At 34.8% G+C, this 16,412-nt stretch carries 16 protein-coding genes; 6 read left to right on the top strand and 10 right to left on the bottom strand.

What is annotated here, in order from left to right; translation table 11 throughout:
• Positions 1-2 precede the first annotated feature (2 nt).
• Positions 3-746, top strand: coding sequence for a M23 family metallopeptidase (locus ACMHJ2_RS00735; protein ID WP_413511046.1), 744 nt, complete (start codon positions 3-5; stop codon positions 744-746).
• Positions 747-864: 118 nt separating this feature from the next.
• On the opposite strand, the gene nadD is transcribed toward ACMHJ2_RS00735, so the two are convergent.
• The 8 genes from nadD to ACMHJ2_RS00695 form a co-directional block, all read right to left on the bottom strand.
• Positions 865-1,452: a nicotinate (nicotinamide) nucleotide adenylyltransferase gene (gene nadD, locus ACMHJ2_RS00730; RefSeq protein WP_413511045.1), complete on the bottom strand. Its 588-nt coding sequence runs from the start codon at positions 1,450-1,452 to the stop codon at positions 865-867.
• Positions 1,453-1,458: 6 nt separating this feature from the next.
• A complete protein-coding gene (gene gmk / locus ACMHJ2_RS00725) occupies positions 1,459-2,028 on the bottom strand; it encodes a guanylate kinase (protein ID WP_413511044.1) in 570 nt (189 codons plus the stop codon).
• An 18-nt stretch (positions 2,029-2,046) separates the two neighbouring features.
• Positions 2,047-2,895, bottom strand: a complete 849-nt coding sequence (locus ACMHJ2_RS00720; protein ID WP_413511179.1) for a YicC/YloC family endoribonuclease — start codon at positions 2,893-2,895, stop codon at positions 2,047-2,049.
• Positions 2,896-3,480: 585 nt separating this feature from the next.
• Positions 3,481-3,834 carry an arsenate reductase family protein gene (locus tag ACMHJ2_RS00715; protein ID WP_413511043.1) on the bottom strand — a complete coding sequence of 118 codons (354 nt, stop codon included), beginning with the start codon at positions 3,832-3,834 and terminating at the stop codon, positions 3,481-3,483.
• Positions 3,835-3,838: 4 nt separating this feature from the next.
• A complete protein-coding gene (locus ACMHJ2_RS00710; RefSeq protein ID WP_413511042.1) occupies positions 3,839-4,069 on the bottom strand; it encodes a ferredoxin in 231 nt (76 codons plus the stop codon).
• On the bottom strand, positions 4,066-5,310 hold the full coding sequence (locus ACMHJ2_RS00705; RefSeq protein ID WP_413511041.1) for a peptidase U32 family protein: 1,245 nt from the start codon (positions 5,308-5,310) through the stop codon (positions 4,066-4,068). Before ACMHJ2_RS00705 ends, ACMHJ2_RS00710 begins: the two co-directional genes overlap by 4 nt.
• Positions 5,311-5,321: 11 nt before the next feature.
• Complete coding sequence (locus ACMHJ2_RS00700) at positions 5,322-6,680, bottom strand: rhodanese-related sulfurtransferase (protein ID WP_413511040.1); 1,359 nt, start codon at positions 6,678-6,680, stop codon at positions 5,322-5,324.
• Positions 6,681-6,843: 163 nt separating this feature from the next.
• On the bottom strand, positions 6,844-8,817 hold the full coding sequence (locus tag ACMHJ2_RS00695; protein ID WP_413511039.1) for a KUP/HAK/KT family potassium transporter: 1,974 nt from the start codon (positions 8,815-8,817) through the stop codon (positions 6,844-6,846).
• Between the two features lie 561 nt (positions 8,818-9,378).
• Here ACMHJ2_RS00695 and recA point away from each other — a divergent pair.
• Positions 9,379-10,383, top strand: coding sequence for a recombinase RecA (gene recA / locus ACMHJ2_RS00690; protein ID WP_413511038.1), 1,005 nt, complete (start codon positions 9,379-9,381; stop codon positions 10,381-10,383).
• 439 nt (positions 10,384-10,822) lie between these two features.
• On the opposite strand, the gene ACMHJ2_RS00685 is transcribed toward recA, so the two are convergent.
• Positions 10,823-11,587: a lysophospholipid acyltransferase family protein gene (locus tag ACMHJ2_RS00685; protein WP_413511037.1), complete on the bottom strand. Its 765-nt coding sequence runs from the start codon at positions 11,585-11,587 to the stop codon at positions 10,823-10,825.
• Positions 11,588-11,725: 138 nt separating this feature from the next.
• Between ACMHJ2_RS00685 and trpS the strand changes: the two genes are divergently transcribed.
• On the top strand, positions 11,726-12,706 hold the full coding sequence (gene trpS / locus ACMHJ2_RS00680) for a tryptophan--tRNA ligase (protein WP_413511036.1): 981 nt from the start codon (positions 11,726-11,728) through the stop codon (positions 12,704-12,706).
• Positions 12,707-12,770: 64 nt separating this feature from the next.
• Here the strand turns inward: trpS and dprA are convergent, their stop codons facing one another.
• A complete protein-coding gene (dprA, locus tag ACMHJ2_RS00675) occupies positions 12,771-13,880 on the bottom strand; it encodes a DNA-processing protein DprA (protein WP_413511035.1) in 1,110 nt (369 codons plus the stop codon).
• A gap of 173 nt (positions 13,881-14,053) precedes the next feature.
• On the opposite strand from dprA, the gene ACMHJ2_RS00670 reads away from it, so the two are divergent.
• The 3 genes from ACMHJ2_RS00670 to ACMHJ2_RS00660 all read left to right on the top strand — a co-directional run bounded on the left by ACMHJ2_RS00670 (position 14,054) and on the right by ACMHJ2_RS00660 (position 16,370).
• Entirely contained in the window at positions 14,054-14,977 is a 924-nt protein-coding gene (locus ACMHJ2_RS00670; RefSeq protein ID WP_413511034.1) for an SPOR domain-containing protein, read from the top strand.
• A gap of 79 nt (positions 14,978-15,056) precedes the next feature.
• Positions 15,057-15,566, top strand: coding sequence for an acyl-CoA thioesterase (locus ACMHJ2_RS00665; RefSeq protein WP_413511033.1), 510 nt, complete (start codon positions 15,057-15,059; stop codon positions 15,564-15,566).
• A 15-nt stretch (positions 15,567-15,581) separates the two neighbouring features.
• Positions 15,582-16,370, top strand: coding sequence for a S1/P1 nuclease (locus tag ACMHJ2_RS00660; RefSeq protein ID WP_413511032.1), 789 nt, complete (start codon positions 15,582-15,584; stop codon positions 16,368-16,370).
• The last annotated feature ends 42 nt before the right edge of the window (positions 16,371-16,412 follow it).

Below are 16,412 nucleotides of genomic sequence, written 5' to 3'. Positions count from 1 at the left end.
TTATGAAGCTTTTCAAATTAATAAGTTGCGTTTTTACATTTGCCCTTTTAGTAATCTCTTGTACAGATAATTTGATAGGAGATGAAGGTGAATACGATGAAGATATCTATTTAAAATATCAAACAAAAACGGTATTAGAACTTCCTTTTGAGGGTGACTGGTACATTGTTGCAGGAGGAAAATCACTGGAGGAAAATCACCATTTTGCGCCTAATCGCCATCAAAGGTATGCCTTAGATATCGCTCATATCATAAACAGAAGGGGAAATAGTGGAGATGGAACCAAAAATGAAGATTATTATTGTTTCGGAAAGCGTTTAAATGCTCCTGGAGATGGAAAAATAATAGCGGTTGAAAATGCGATTGCGGATAATGTTCCTGGTACTAAAAACAGAAAACAAAGTCTAGGGAATTACCTTATCATTGACCATTTGAATGGAGAGTTTTCCTTTATGCTACATTTAAAAAAGAACTCGATCATCGTAGCGGTAGGCGATACAGTAGTTCGAGGGCAAGAGGTAGGTTTAGCAGGAAATAGTGGCTATTCAGCAGGTCCGCATCTACATTATCATCTACAGACCACCGCATCACTTCAAACAGGCATTGGTCTTCCTTTGCAATTTATAAACTACTATGTCAACAATGTTTATACAGAAAGAGGAGAACCTGTTACTGGACAAACGATCCGAAAAATTGAACTAGAAACGCAACGACACACCGAAACTTCAAGTCAAATAGAGAAATAAAATCTAAGCAAAATCCTTATTTTAATGCATAACTCCCTGTTGCTTATCATCCATATAGGTGTTGTACACAGCGTTTTGCAAAAAGAAAAAGAGCCGTAAAACTGCTCTTTTTCTTTACTTATTTTTTATAAAATAGATTGTGATCTATATATTTCCAAACTTCTTTATCTAATAAAGGTTGTACTACTTTTCCTTCCTTTATTCCATCGCGAATAAAGGTTGCAGATATCTCCATGATAGGAGCATTTTCAATCATATAAACATTGGGATGATCTGCCAATTCACTAGCCCTTACTCTATTTCTATCTAAACGCGGATAGACATATATTTTATATTGATTGAGCAGTACCTCATAATTTTTCCACTTTGGAAATGAATCTAAATTATCCTCCCCCATAATCAGCGCAAAATCGTGTTTTGGAAAACGCTCTTGCAAATAGACCATTGTATTTACCGTATAATTAGGTTGGGGTAAATTAAATTCAATATCTGAGGGTCGAATAGAATCATAATCTTGTGTAGCAAGATTTACCATGTGAATCCGATGAAAGTCTTCCAACAATCCTTTCTTCTTTTTTAGCGGATTCTGGGGCGTAACCACCATCCAAACCTCTTCTAAATCACTATACTGAATCATGTGATTTGCGATGACCACATGTCCTATATGTACAGGATTAAAGGTACCAAAATACAAACCAACTTTCATAGTTTCTTATTTTACAAATTCACGTACCAATTCATGCGCTTCTTGTTTCGCTGTATCTAGGTCGTAATTTTTTATAATCGTATCAAATTGCGGAGCTGTAGCTAACTCAACGGAAGCCTTAGCAATACGCATATTAATTTTATCTTCACTTTCTGTAGAGCGTTTTTTCAGTCGAATTTTAAGCTCATCAATACTAGGTGGTTTTACAAAAACAGCTAACGTTTCATCCGGAAATTTTCGCTTGATACGCAATCCTCCCGCTACGTCAATATCAAAAATCACGTTTTTGCCTAAAGACCAGATACGTTCAACTTCCACTTTTAAGGTTCCATAAAAATTATCGCGATATACTTCTTCCCATTCTAAAAAATCATCATTTTTAATGTGTTTTTTAAAATCTTCTAGAGAAATAAAATAATAATCTTTTCCATTTACTTCACCTTCTCTTGGCTCACGCGAGGTACACGAAATAGAGAATTCAAGATTAAGGTCTTTTTTTTCTAATAGATGTCGTACAATAGTCGTTTTTCCAGAACCCGAAGGGGCTGAAAAGACGATTAATTTTCCCTTATTCATACTGTGCTTGTGTTGTCTTTATAATACGTTTAATACCTGCTCTTTGATTTTTTCCAACTCATCTTTCATGCGCACAACAATCTGTTGCATTTCGGCATGATTAGATTTAGAACCCATCGTATTAATCTCTCTCCCCATTTCTTGTGCAATAAAACCTAATTTTCTACCATTAGCTTCATTTCCTTCTAAGGTTTCTAAGAAGTATTCTAAATGTTTAGATAAACGTACTTTTTCTTCTGTGATATCCAATTTTTCTAAATAGTAAATTACCTCTTGTTCAAATCTATTTTCGTCAATTGTCAATTGTAATTCACTCAAATTTGTACGAAGGCGTTCTTTTACAATTACAATTCGATCTTTATCTAGCACAGATACCTGTTCCATATAGGAGAAAAGACTCGCTATACGTGCTTTAAAATCATTTTCCAATGATTTTCCTTCACTTAAACGAAATGCTTTCATGCTTTGAATTGCATCATTGATAACAACTTCAATCGCTTTCCATTCGTTTTCATCAAAATCATTGCGTTCAACTTTTAAAGCATCAGGCATACGAACAGCCATTTTCATCAACTCTGTGGCATCTGCATTAGGAATAATCGCTTTCATTTGCTCAATATAAGCTAGAACAATTGGTGCATTGATTTTACTAGATGTCTCTTCTGCTGTTATTTCGCAAAACAGCGAAAAATCTACTTTTCCGCGCTCTAATTCTTGGGCAATTTGATTGCGCAAAGCCAATTCCTTTTCTCTATAACTCAAGGGCAAACGCACATTTAAATCTAGGCTTTTGCTATTAAGTGACTTTACTTCGATTGTAATTTTTTTTGTGGGTAATTGTAAACATGCTTTACCAAACCCAGTCATTGAATGTATCATACGCTAAATAGATAATGACTACAAAGGTAACAAAAACTAAAATAAATTGCTGATAACTACTTAAATTAAAAAAAAGAGGTAAAAAAGTGAAAATTCACATGGTAACACACAACTGCAATTGTAAAAATCTCTTGCGGACACCTCAAAGTTAGGTGAACAAAAAAAAGGGAAGTAAAAAACTTCCCTTTTCAAACCAACGTTGTACTTAACCGTAACTCTTTTAAAAACAAACCAATCTTTTCACTACGATAAGTCTAAACCAACTTCACACTATTTATGAAATAAAATATTCTTTTTCAATAGCTATTTTTTCACTTTTACAAAAGAACTATACCGGCTCTTCTTTCTGATTGAACCCCTTAATAAACAATTAAAATCCAAACCAGTATAGTATACTTTTCATTTTATTAAATCTTGAAAAACTTCATAGCAATTATTCCCTTTTTCATTATTAAGACAATCCATTTCGCATTTGGTCACATCTTATTGGTCACAAAAAACAAAAAAAAGACATAACACACTATAAATGAAGTACATAAAAACACAGAAATCGAAGTTTTCACTTCGATTTCTCTATTTTTTAGCTTCTATAAGAGCTTCTTCGACTACTTTTTTACTATTCCCTACAAAAATAAGGTCATCAATTAAAATTACGGGTCGATTTAAAAAAGTATAGTGTTCTAAAATTAAATCTTTATAATCTTCTTCTTGCAAGTTTTGATCTTTTAACCCTCTTGTTTTATACAATTGCGCTCGCTTATTAACTAGTGCTTCATAACTCCCCACTAAACGATACATTACTTGCAATTGTTCTGAAGTAACAGCCTCTTTCTTAATGTCTTGCAATTCAAAGCGGTCTAGGTTCGGCATTTCACCTAAAATTCGCTTACAGGTACTGCAAGAGCTCAAATAATATATTTTTTTCATGTCTTTACACTTCTTTTACGGTAATAATATGTACAGGACATACTTTTTGCGCCTGTTCACAAGCTTCTAAAATCGTATAATCTGGTGATTTTAAGGTGTGAAACCCCTTGGTATTCACTCCTTTCAACAATACTGTTTTTCCGTCTTTTTTTGACATTTGAAACTGCTGTGGAGCAACTTCAACACAGTAATTACAGCCAATGCATTTATCGCGTTGTAAGGTAATTACAATCATTCGCTTGTAACTATTTTATACATTTTATCAGATAATCGAACCCGAAAAGGTAATTTAAGCGTGCAATCATCTCCTTTTGTTGCTTTTTCTGCTGGTTGTTCATTGACAAATAGTTCCTCAATCCTTAATTCCTGAGCACCTGTACTTGGACCCGTAATTAAAATTCGATCGCCAATTTTAATCTCATAGGCTTCAATTTTAAACTCGCCAATGGATGCTTTTTGGAAATAATGAGCTGCTTTACCGACATATACTTTTTTCTGTGTTGCATTACTGCCAGGATTATCACTCCATTCCCCCAATTTTTGTCCCAAATAATAACCACTCCAAAATCCGCGATTGTAAACCGTTTCTAAAGCCACCATCCATTCGGTCACTTTTTCTTTACTATAAGTTCCATCAGCAATAGCATCTAGAGCTTCTCTATAGGTTCGAATAACAGTAGCAACATATTCAGGAGCTCTGCCTCTTCCCTCTATTTTTAGCACTTTGGCTCCTGCATCAATCACTTGGTCCAAGAAATCAATCGTACACAAGTCCTTAGGTGACATCATATACTCGTTATCAATCTCGATTTCAAATCCACTATCTTGATCAATAACCGTATATTTTTTACGACAATTTTGCTTGCATGCACCGCGGTTTGCGGAAGAATTATGCGAGTGTAAACTCAAATAACATTTACCCGAAACAGCCATACATAGCGCCCCATGTCCAAAAATTTCAATTTCTATTAAATGCCCTGAAGGTCCTTTTACTTGGTCTCTTTCGATTGCTTCTGTAATCATTTTTACTTGGCGTAAACTCAATTCACGCGATAAAACGATCGTATCAGCAAATAAACTATAAAATTTAACCGTTTCAATATTAGTTACGTTCAACTGCGTCGAGATGTGCACCTCAAAACCAATCGCTCTTGCTGAAGAAATCACAGCTTGATCCGAAGCAATTACAGCCGTTAAACCGGCCTCTTTCGCTTTGTTTAATAAGGTTTTGACTACTGACAAATCATGATCATAAATGATGGTGTTTAATGTCAAATAAGTACGAATATTTTTCTCTTTACAACGTCTAGCTATTTCGGATAAATCATCCACCGAAAAATTTACTGTCGAACGCGCTCTCATATTCAATTGATCCACTCCAAAATATACTGAATCAGCTCCGTTATCAATTGCAGCTTGCAATGATTCGAAGTTTCCAGCTGGAGCCATCAATTCAACTCTTCCTGAAACTGTCATAGCTTATATATTTAATCTAGAATTTTAAATATTTGATCGTTTTTACGTACCCGAAAACTCAATTCCATAGTCATAAGATCTCCTACCTTAACCTCAGTTACTTCTTGTCCATTGACTAACATTCTGTTTAAAGTTAAACGTTCATCACCGGTTGTTGGTCCTAGAATGGCAATCTTATCGCCCCTGTGTATGGCTTTATCTATCAAAAATTGACCTACTTGAGCTTTGGTAAAATAGTGTTGCACCGTTCCCACCAATTGTTTGCGTTCTACCTGTTTTTTTCTAATTTGAGTAACAGTACTCACTTTTACAGGTTGAATTTCTACTGTACCATCAACGTCTTTCTTGAATTTCAAAGATTCCGATCGTCCTTTTTTGAAAATAAGATTCCCTTTCTGTACTCCTTTTCTCAAGCGTTTTTGTTCATCAACAGGCATTTGAATAATTTCCAGACATTCATCCGAGCAACAACCGTGCATTTGTTCTGCACAGGTATCACACTGAATAAACAATAAATGACAAGCCTCATTTGCACAATTTACGTGCACATCACAAGGACTTCCACATTGATGACAATTTGCAATCACATCATCGGTAATTCGCTCCCCTAAACGGTGATCAAAAACAAAATTTTTACCAATAAATTTACTCTCTAGACCTTCCGCTTTTACTTGACGGGTATATTCAATAATACCTCCTTCTAACTGATAAACATTCTTGAATCCGTGGTGTTTAAAATAAGCAGAAGCTTTTTCACATCGAATTCCACCTGTACAATACATCAACAAGTTTTTCTCTTCCTTACTATCTTCCAATTGATCTTTGATGATTGGCAAGGATTCACGGAAAGTATCCACATCCGGGGTAATAGCTCCAATAAAATGGCCTACTTCACTTTCGTAGTGATTTCGAAAATCAACAACAACCGTATTGGGATCTTCTAATAATTGATTAAATTCTGTAGCTTTTACGTGAATCCCTTTATTGGTCACATCAAAAGTTTCATCTTTTAATCCATCTGCAACAATTTTACTTCGAATCTTTACGGTAAGTTTTAAAAACGATAAATCATCTTGTTCAACCGCAACATTTAGCCGAATACCTTGCATAAAATCATAGGCTTCTAAAGTTTCTCTGAACGCATCAAATTGAGATGCTGGTACAGACATTTGTGCGTTGATTCCTTCCTTTGCTACGTAAGTACGACCTAAGGCGTCTAGCGCATTCCAGGCTAAGAATAAATCATCTCTAAATTGTTGTGGGTTTTCGATTTTGGCATACGCATAGAAAGACAAAGTCAAGCGATTTTCTCCCGCTTGCTCAATAAGTTCTGCTCTTTCTTCTGCGCTTAAGGTGTTATACAGTTGCATGCTATATAAATTTAAGTGTAGAATAATTAAAAAAACGATTTGAAATTCTAAATGGAAGAATTTCCAGGCGCAAAGATACTCTTTTGTTTTGAAAATAAAAGAGTAAAATGAGAAAGACTGATTTACATTGCTGTAAATCAGTCTTTTATAAAATTATACCTTTTTATTCTAAACGCTTTAAAGGCAAGTCTTCAATAGGTTTAATTATCAGTGGGAAACGCTCAACTTTAACCGCACTACTATCCAACCCAAAAGCCTTTTCTTCTGATAAGGAGATCTTCTTTAAAAAGTCATATAAATCCAGAATAATCTTCTCTTTCATTGGCAAATCATTATCATACGACAATTCTTTTTCAATCAAAACATATTCAAAATCACCAACAGCATCGATTTTCTGCAGTGATTCGCATCGACTAGTAATATCAATTTCCCCTTGATTCATCAATTCAGTAACTACTTGTTTCATCAAGACATTAATGCGTTGTTCATTTCTGAATCCCAAATAAAAATCAACGCGTAAAATATTTTTATTAGGTCCATATTTTACAATTTTATATTCGAGTCTATAAGGTTCATCTACCACATTGACATGGACAAACCAATAATTATCGGCGCGCTTAGGGCGTCGATTAATAATGGAAAACATCGCTTTATATTCAACCTTTGATGGGTTATAAGCATTCGTTAGATAGACTAAGTTAGTCACGTATCTAGGCATGGTGTGATCTTGACTCAAATCTGTCAAAATCTGTTGATAATCTGCAATATCGACCAAATCCGTATAATTCCGTCTAATTTTCTTTCCTAAGTAGTTAACAGTCATAACCGAAGCCAAAATTCCCGCAATAAAAACGGTCACATAGCCTCCATGTGAAAATTTTTGAACGTTAGAGATAAAAAAGGAAACCTCAATGGTAAGGTAAACGAGTTCAATCAAAATAATTAATACGATAGGTACACGTTTCAAGACCATGAAGTATCCCAATAGGATTGTTGTACTAATCATACAAAGCGTAATGGCTAATCCATAAGCAGCTTCCATATTTCCTGATTCTTTGAAATGTAGCACAACGAAAACACAACCGATAAATAGTAAAAAATTTACAGAAGGGATGTACAATTGTCCTCTAATATTCGTTGGAAATTTTACGCGTATTTTAGGCCACAGATTTAATCGAATCGCTTCATTAATCAAGGTAAATGAACCACTAATCAAGGCTTGAGAAGCAATAACTGCAGCAAGTGTAGCAATTCCTATTCCAAAGGGTAAAAACCAATCAGGCATAACTAAATAAAAAGGATTCGCTGGTTGATCTGAATTTGGCGATAAGTCTATCAGTGTTTTTCCCGCATGTTCAATTAGCATTGCTCCTTGACCGAAATAACACAAAACTAGCATTGTCTTAACAAATGCCCAGCTAATGCGAATATTCTTAATTCCACAATGACCTAAATCACTATACAAAGCTTCTGCCCCCGTTGTACATAAAAATACAAATCCCAAAACAAAGTAACCTTCCGAATGTATCGACAAAAGGTGAAACGCATAATACGGATTTATAGCACGCAGAACGCTCAAATTATCCAATAAATGACTGAATCCTAAAATCCCTAGCATTAAAAACCAAACCATCATCATAGGACCAAAAAACTTACCAATCGTTTTTGTACCAAATTGTTGAATAAAGAAGATTCCCATCAAGATTCCTATCACAATAGGTATCGTTGCTAATTCTGGTTGGTAAATTTTAAGTCCTTCTACCGCAGAAGAGATTGAAATTGGCGGTGTTATAATTCCATCAGCGAGTAAGGCACTTCCACCAATAATAGCTGGAACAATTAACCACGGTTTCTTCAATTTTTTTACTAGCGTAAAAAGAGAAAAAATCCCACCTTCTCCATTATTATCCGCTTTTAACGTTAAAAACACATATTTAATAGTGGTCTGTAAAGTTAAAGTCCAAAAAACACAAGAAATTGCTCCTAACACAACCTCTTCGCGAATAGTTGCACGTCCCATAATAGCCTTCATCACATAGAGCGGAGAAGTTCCAATATCTCCGTATATAATTCCAAGAGTTACTAATAGAGTACCAGCTGTTACGCGATTTAATTGCGTCGATTTTGAATGTGACATCACAAATTATTTTATAAGTAATTGAATTGCCTGATTTTGTTTAAATAGAGAATAAACATCCTCTCCTTTTCAAGAAAACGCTACTTCAAACAACAACACAGAACGTCACACACCCGCTTTAAAAGTGTGCTTTTCTCTCTAAGTTTGGTTGATTTTGGTTGATTCTCCTTCTTCACTTGATCAATCCGTTAAGAAATGATCGATGTTTTTCTGCGCTGTAAAGGTATAAACTAAGCCTTTACAAAAATCAAAATGAATGTGATATTTTTAATCAAACCCATATCAAACTGAAAAAAAATGGACTTTTTTAGGTTCCTTTTAATTTTTCCTCAAATCCCTTCCCCTTCTTCTGCCTTGCCTTGGTTACTAGGTCAACGCAAAATATAAGCCTTTATCCTCGCACTACTAAGCTACCTCACCGTTTACAAAAGTTCATCAATCCCAATTGAGCAATAAAAAAAGTATCTTTTGCTACAAATTGTAGCATAATTAAAACAAAGCAATCATCTCTGACAATTTTAGCTTATTTTTACATCAGTTAAGAACCAATATTTCAAAAAAATGAGTGCAGATAAAGAAGCTAAATTAAAAGCCTTACAGCTTACATTAGACAAATTAGACAAAACCTACGGAAAAGGAACTGTAATGAAATTAGGAGATACAGCTGTTGAAGAAGTTGAAGTTATCTCTTCTGGATCATTAGGTGTAGACTTAGCTTTAGGAGTAAATGGATATCCGAGAGGAAGAATTATTGAAATATATGGTCCTGAATCTTCAGGAAAAACTACCTTAACGTTACATGCAATTGCAGAAGCACAAAAAGCAGGAGGCATTGCAGCCTTTATTGATGCAGAACATGCTTTTGACCGTTTTTATGCTCAGAAATTAGGGGTTGATATCGACAATTTAATCATTTCACAACCTGACAATGGGGAACAAGCTTTAGAAATTGCAGAGAACTTAATTCGTTCTGGCGCGATTGATATCGTTGTTATTGACTCGGTTGCGGCCTTAACACCTAAAGGAGAGATTGAAGGAGAGATGGGAGATTCTAAAATGGGATTACATGCTCGTTTAATGTCACAAGCTTTAAGAAAGTTAACTTCTACAATTAGCAAGACCAACTGTACGGTTTTCTTTATTAACCAATTAAGAGATAAGATCGGGGTTATGTTTGGTAGTCCAGAGACAACCACAGGAGGAAATGCATTAAAATTTTATGCTTCGATTCGTATTGATATTCGTCGCTCTACTCAAATCAAAGATGGCGAAAATGTAATTGGTAACCGTACCAAAGTTAAGGTTGTAAAAAATAAGGTAGCACCCCCATTCCGTACAGCAGAATTTGATATTATGTATGGAGAAGGAATTTCTAAAGTTGGTGAAGTATTAGATTTAGCCGTAGACTATGAAATCGTGAAAAAAAGCGGATCTTGGTTTAGTTATGGCGATACAAAACTTGGTCAAGGTAGAGATGCTGTAAAATCCTTAATTAAAGACAATCCTGAATTGATGGATGAGTTAGAACAAAAAATTAAAGAAGAAATTAAAAATAAAAATGCTTAATACGAGCATCTTCCTATAAAAAAAGCCTCAAAAATTAAAACTTTGAGGCTTTTTCAATTTAATATATTTTTAAAATAAGATAAGACGACAAATAGGCAATGCCAACTAAGCAACAATAACTAATCCAATCTAACCAAAGTATTCCCTTTTTTCTAAACCAGAAAGATTTATACCCCAGTATCCCTAAACAAAGAACCATATAAATATTCAAAAAATAATAACTATATACAACTACGTACGCCTTTAAGGCACGATCCGTAAACAAAAAGAAAAGCATCCAGGCCAATAGAATAGGCCAATTAAGAAGAAACCCTCGCAATAGAAGGTATCCCAAGTAAGTTTTAATTCGCATGGAACAATATTTAGTCATTGGATTAGACTAAACAAAAAAAGTACCAAAATTGGTCTAAGAATTATAAATCAATGTTTTAGTTGCCTTTTAAGCAACCTTTTTAATCTTTTTTCTTTCCCAAACTGAAACTACCTCTAAGATTCCCTGATACGCTTGTTCTTTCACTTCTTTTTTGTGATCTTGTTTCATTCCTTGCGTAGAGATTGGCGGTAAAATAACCACCGGAACTTTTCCAGGTTTACCCAGTCCCCATTGAAAGGGAAAATAATATTTCAAATAACCCAAAGCAATAGGTACAACTGGGATTTGATGATCAATAGCTAAACGAAAAGCACCATCTTTAAAGCTATCTAATACAATATGCCTATCATCTGGCACCCCGCCTTCTGGAAAAATACAAATACTTAGCCCACTATTTAGTTTTTTCTGTGCACTTTGAAACACTTGATATCTACTTTTCGAATCCTTTCTATCTACCAAAATACAGGTCTTCTTATAGAAAAAACCAAAAATAGGCAACTTCGCTAATTCTTTCTTACCCACAAATACAAAGGGATTGTCTTTCACTAAAAGCAACATCATCAAAATATCCATCATAGAAGAATGATTGGCAATAAACATATAGCTTTTGCCTTTTTCTAGCGGATAGGAAGCTTCTTTATGATAGGACATACCCATGCCATAAAAGGTCAATTTTGCCCATAAACGAGCTATTTTATAAAAAGAGGGGTAAGTAGAATCCGACCAAATCGTTGCTAGTAAAAGGGGGGATAGTAAAAGTATAACAAGGAGCATCCATAGATAAAACCAAGTACGCCATAAAACACTAAAAAACGTGCGAATGTATTTCATTAAAGAATGAATTTAAATTGAGGTTGGTGCTCCTCAAAAATAAAAAATAAAGAATTGGTAAACCAATGAAAAGCAAAAAAAGAAAAACAATATCTTCAAAAGCTCTATCTTTGCTCTTATTATAAATACAAACACGCAATGGCTAAAATTCTAACAGGAGTTCAAAGTACAGGAACTCCACACTTAGGGAATCTCTTAGGCGCTATTCTACCTGCGGTTGAAATGGCAAATAACAAAGAGAATGAGTCTTTTATTTTTATTGCAAATTTACATTCAGCAACACAAATAAAAGATGCAAAAACATTACAGGAAAACACCTATAGTGTTGCGGCTACATGGCTTGCTTGTGGTTTAGATGTTAATCATGTAACTTTTTACCGCCAGTCAGACGTACCGCAAACGACTGAACTATCTTGGTATTTAAGTTGTTTTTTTCCGTTTCAGCGTTTAACGTTAGCCCACTCTTTTAAAGATAAAGCAGAGGTCTTAGCGGATGTTAATGCAGGACTTTTTTCATATCCAATGCTTATGGCAGCAGATATTTTGTTGTATGATGCCAATCTCGTTCCAGTCGGAAAAGATCAGTTGCAACACTTAGAAATTACACGTGACGTTGCATCGAGATTCAATCATCAAATGGGAGAAACTTTTGTTTTACCTGATGCTAAAATCTCAGAAGAGGTGATGATTGTTCCTGGATTAGACGGCCATAAAATGAGTAAATCTAGAAATAATACAATCAATATTTTCGAAAACGACAAAACGTTGAGAAAACAAGTAATGAGTATTGAAACAGATAGTACTCCTTTGGAAGAACCAAAAGATCCAGCTACTTGTAATGTATTTACCCTTTACAAATTGTTAGCTACTCCTGAGCAAATTAATCAGATGCGAGCCAAATATGAAGGTGGTAACTATGGTTATGGACATGCTAAACAAGAATTATTCGAATTAATTGTTGACAAATTTCAAACGATTCGCGAAAGATATACCTACTATATCAATAATCTAGAAGAGGTTGATCGTCTATTACTTCAAGGAGCTTCCAAAGCTTCTGTTGTAGCTACAGCGACATTGAATCGCGTTCGAGAAAAGCTTGGCTATAATCAAATTAAATAAATACAAGGAGGACATCTTAAAAGGTGTCCTCTTTTGGTTTACATCAAATTGAAAGCGTAATGCTTTAAGGCAAACATTCGAAATACTTTCCGGGTAAAGGTCGAACTAACCCCTGCAATTCTAGCTGTAACAAAATCGTACTGACTTTGTAACAAGGCATATTACAGCCGGAAGCAATAAAATCGATGATTTCTCTCCCAATCTTATGGAGGTAATCATATACTTTTTGCTCTTCCTCTGTTAAATTCACAAATAATTGAGGTTGAACACTAGGGCGTTCTTTTCTAATTTTATTCCAATTTAAACAATCTATTAAGTCCATTGGATTATGGAGTAATTGTGCTCGATGACTGCGAATTAATTCATTACATCCTTGGCTCATACTATCATCAATTCTACCGGGTACAGCAAAAGCATCACGATTATAATCATTGGCAAATGTAATAGAACTCATTGACCCGCCTTTAATTGCACTTTCCACCACGAGAATAGCTTGACTCATTCCCGCAACAATACGATTTCTCTGCACAAAATTCTCTCTGTCTATTTTACTCTGAACAGCAAACTCAGTCAGGAGCCCTCCTTTTTCTAGCATTTCTTCCGCAATAGTTAAATGCTCAGCGGGATATAATCGATTTAAACCATGCCCAAGAATTCCAAAGGTCTCTAAACCAAAAGCTAACGCCTGTTGATGGGCACATATATCAATTCCGTATGCTAATCCACTAACAACAATAGGATTATAGGCTTGTAGGGTTTCCATAAAACGCATACAAAAATCTAAACCGCGTGGAGTTGGTTTTCGAGTACCTACTAAACTTACAATATTACGAGAAGACCAATCGGGTTGGACCTTCCCTTTCGAAAATAATAAAATAGGGGAATCCTCACATTGGCGCAAATAAAAAGGGTACTCTTTTGCTTGATAAAATAGGACCCGGATTCCAAATTTGTGTATGAGTTTTAGTTCCCTTTCCGCCCAAAATCTATTCTCTTTTGCTTGTAAATTCTTCATTAGAAGCTCAGATACCCGTTTGGCAAGTAATTCTTTTTTACTTGCCTCAAAAACGCCTTTTGCAGAACCAAAATTTTCAATCAATCTTTTTCCTATAATAGGCCCCACTCCATTCACTTTGGTCAAAGCTAAAGTGAAAAACAAGTCTTCTTCTTTCATAAAAGCTATGTTAATTAGTTAAAAATCCTTACCTTGGTCTTGTTAACATCAAAAATCTAACCATTCATTACCAAATACTTACCAAATGTTTTTTGGTGTATTACCTTGTTAATAAAAAAAACAAGCTGAATATTTGCTAACCGATTGGTTTAGACTAATTTTGTACTATGAAGATGACTCAATACATATCGGCCTTGTTGTATCGCTATCCATGCGTTATTGTTCCTGGATTTGGTGCTTTTATTACTGAAATCCAATCGTCTTTTTACGATACGGAGAAACAACTCTTTTTTCCTCCACAAAAAAGAATTTCTTTCAATAGAAATATTGTCAACAATGATGGATTATTAGCGAATCACATTGCAACGCAAGAAAGACTCTCGTATGAGGAGGCTGCGTTGCGTATCCAAAATATGGTGGCTGATTGGAATAATACCTTGACTTCTTTTGATTCATTAGCTTTAGAATCTATTGGAACATTTAGCTATAATGAGGAAAAAAGCTTGCAATTTGATCCGATTCAAAATCAAAATTATTTAGCAACTTCATTTGGTTTAGCTTCTGTTGGTGTTCATTCGATTGCTAGAGCTGAAAAAACAACTCCCTTTGTGGTGTTGGACCAAACGCCTGTAAAAACAAGACGTACTGCTACTTTCTTTAAATATGCCTCTGTTTTAGTTCTTACAGCAGGTATTGGAAGTGTGTTAGTACAAAACGGCTATACGGCCTATGTAAATGATCATACTCTTTCGATTGAAAATAACGTTCAATCTCAGGTTCAAAATAAAATTCAACAAGCTACTTTTATCATTGAACCTTCTATTGAAACAATTGCTCTACCTGTAAAAGATGAAACTATAGTAGTAGTTACACCTTATCACCTTGTTGCAGCTGCCTTTAGAAGCGAAGAAAATGCAGCTATAGAGGTTGATCTTTTAAAGAAGAAAGGATTTGAAAATGCAGCTTTCTTAGACCGTACTAAGTATGGTATGTACCCTGTATTATACGGAAGTTTTGCCACGCAAGAAGAAGCAAAATTAGCACTGAAGGAAATACATCGTACAACGAATAAACACGCTTGGATATTTATTAAATAATACGTTAAATATACTAACCGAACGCGAAACGTTCGGTTTTTTTTTGCTTTGTCATTATCTTTGTCGAAAATATATTCTTATGAGGGCAAAATTAGTATCTGAATCAGCCACAATAACGAGTGATTTAGTTCTTCCAGGAGAAACAAATCCTTTAAACAATATGTTTGGAGGTGAATTATTAGCACGTATGGATAGAGCTGCTGGAATTGCTGCTAGAAGACATTCTAGAAGGATTTGTGTAACTGCATCTGTAAATCACGTTGCTTTTAATAAACCCATTCCTCTAGGTAGTGTTGTAACTATAGAAGCTAAAATATCCAGAGCGTTTACTTCTTCGATGGAAATTTATTTGGATGTTTGGATTGAAGATCGTGAATCTGGGAATAAAACCAAAGCGAATGAGGCAATCTATACTTTTGTTGCTGTAGATGATATGGGTAATCCGGTACGGGTGCCTGAACTTATCACCGAAACAGAGTTGGAACACCAACGCTTTGAAGCTGCTTTAAGAAGAAAACAATTGAGCTTAGTACTTGCTGGAAAAATGAAACCTAGTGATGCTACTGAATTAAAAGCTCTTTTTAATTAATAGTAAAAACAAACAATGAAAAAAATTTTATTTGCTTTAGCATTTACTTTTTGCCTGTTGCAATCAACAGCCCTCTTTGCTTGGGGAACTACCGGACATCGAGTTATTGCAGAAATAGCTGAAAGAAACTTAAACAAAAAAGCTAAGAAAGAATTACAAAAAATTATTGGTAACCAGCAATTAGCTTATTGGGCTAACTGGCCTGATTTTATTAAATCAGACCCTACTTGGAAGTTTGCTGATAGTTGGCATTATTTAAATTTACCAGGTAATCTAAATCGCACCGTTTTTAATCAGGAGTTAAGCAACTCAACGGATGAGAACTTGTATAAAAGAGCCTTGGTATTGATTGAGGAGTTAAAAAGCAACACACTTACTTTAGAAGAAAAGCAACAAAAGTTGTATTTTTTAATTCACATCATAGGAGATGCACACCAACCACTACATATTGGAAGAGCGGATGATTTAGGAGGAAATAGAGTTAAAATAGAATGGTTTAAAAAACCAACTAATTTACATAGCTTATGGGATTCTGCCTTGGTAGATTTTGATAAGTATAGCTATACAGAATATGCTACAGTTTTAGATATTCACGGCAAAACACACAACCAAAGTTTATCCTCTGGTACACTAGAAGATTGGATTTTTGATTCGTATTCAATTGCCAATACACTTTATGATAGTGTTGAAGCGAATGAAAACTTAAGCTACCGCTATCATTTTGATTTTAAAGATACAGTAGAAGCACAACTTTTAAAAGGAGGACTTCGCTTAGCAAAACTGTTAAACGAAATCTATAACTAAAAGACCAACCGAATTAAATAAAAAAATCCCCACCGTATGATG

Origin of the sequence: Myroides odoratus, assembly GCF_965118575.1 — a bacterium.
Classification (GTDB): Bacteria; Bacteroidota; Bacteroidia; order Flavobacteriales; family Flavobacteriaceae; genus Flavobacterium; species Flavobacterium odoratum_B.
Note: the sequence above shows the minus strand (reverse complement) of the source record. Positions and strands in the feature narration are given on the sequence as shown.

Excerpts from the sequence above, each read along its gene's own strand:
- ACMHJ2_RS00735 (WP_413511046.1), top strand. The coding sequence starts at position 3 with ATGAAGCTTTTCAAATTAATAAGTTGCGTTTTTACATTTGCCCTTTTA.
- nadD (WP_413511045.1), bottom strand. The coding sequence starts at position 1,452 with ATGAAAGTTGGTTTGTATTTTGGTACCTTTAATCCTGTACATATAGGA.
- gmk (WP_413511044.1), bottom strand. The coding sequence starts at position 2,028 with ATGAATAAGGGAAAATTAATCGTCTTTTCAGCCCCTTCGGGTTCTGGA.
- ACMHJ2_RS00720 (WP_413511179.1), bottom strand. The coding sequence starts at position 2,895 with ATGACTGGGTTTGGTAAAGCATGTTTACAATTACCCACAAAAAAAATT.
- ACMHJ2_RS00715 (WP_413511043.1), bottom strand. The coding sequence starts at position 3,834 with ATGAAAAAAATATATTATTTGAGCTCTTGCAGTACCTGTAAGCGAATT.
- ACMHJ2_RS00710 (WP_413511042.1), bottom strand. The coding sequence starts at position 4,069 with ATGATTGTAATTACCTTACAACGCGATAAATGCATTGGCTGTAATTAC.
- ACMHJ2_RS00705 (WP_413511041.1), bottom strand. The coding sequence starts at position 5,310 with ATGACAGTTTCAGGAAGAGTTGAATTGATGGCTCCAGCTGGAAACTTC.
- ACMHJ2_RS00700 (WP_413511040.1), bottom strand. The coding sequence starts at position 6,680 with ATGCAACTGTATAACACCTTAAGCGCAGAAGAAAGAGCAGAACTTATT.
- ACMHJ2_RS00695 (WP_413511039.1), bottom strand. The coding sequence starts at position 8,817 with ATGTCACATTCAAAATCGACGCAATTAAATCGCGTAACAGCTGGTACT.
- recA (WP_413511038.1), top strand. The coding sequence starts at position 9,379 with ATGAGTGCAGATAAAGAAGCTAAATTAAAAGCCTTACAGCTTACATTA.
- ACMHJ2_RS00685 (WP_413511037.1), bottom strand. The coding sequence starts at position 11,587 with ATGAAATACATTCGCACGTTTTTTAGTGTTTTATGGCGTACTTGGTTT.
- trpS (WP_413511036.1), top strand. The coding sequence starts at position 11,726 with ATGGCTAAAATTCTAACAGGAGTTCAAAGTACAGGAACTCCACACTTA.
- dprA (WP_413511035.1), bottom strand. The coding sequence starts at position 13,880 with ATGAAAGAAGAAGACTTGTTTTTCACTTTAGCTTTGACCAAAGTGAAT.
- ACMHJ2_RS00670 (WP_413511034.1), top strand. The coding sequence starts at position 14,054 with ATGACTCAATACATATCGGCCTTGTTGTATCGCTATCCATGCGTTATT.
- ACMHJ2_RS00665 (WP_413511033.1), top strand. The coding sequence starts at position 15,057 with ATGAGGGCAAAATTAGTATCTGAATCAGCCACAATAACGAGTGATTTA.
- ACMHJ2_RS00660 (WP_413511032.1), top strand. The coding sequence starts at position 15,582 with ATGAAAAAAATTTTATTTGCTTTAGCATTTACTTTTTGCCTGTTGCAA.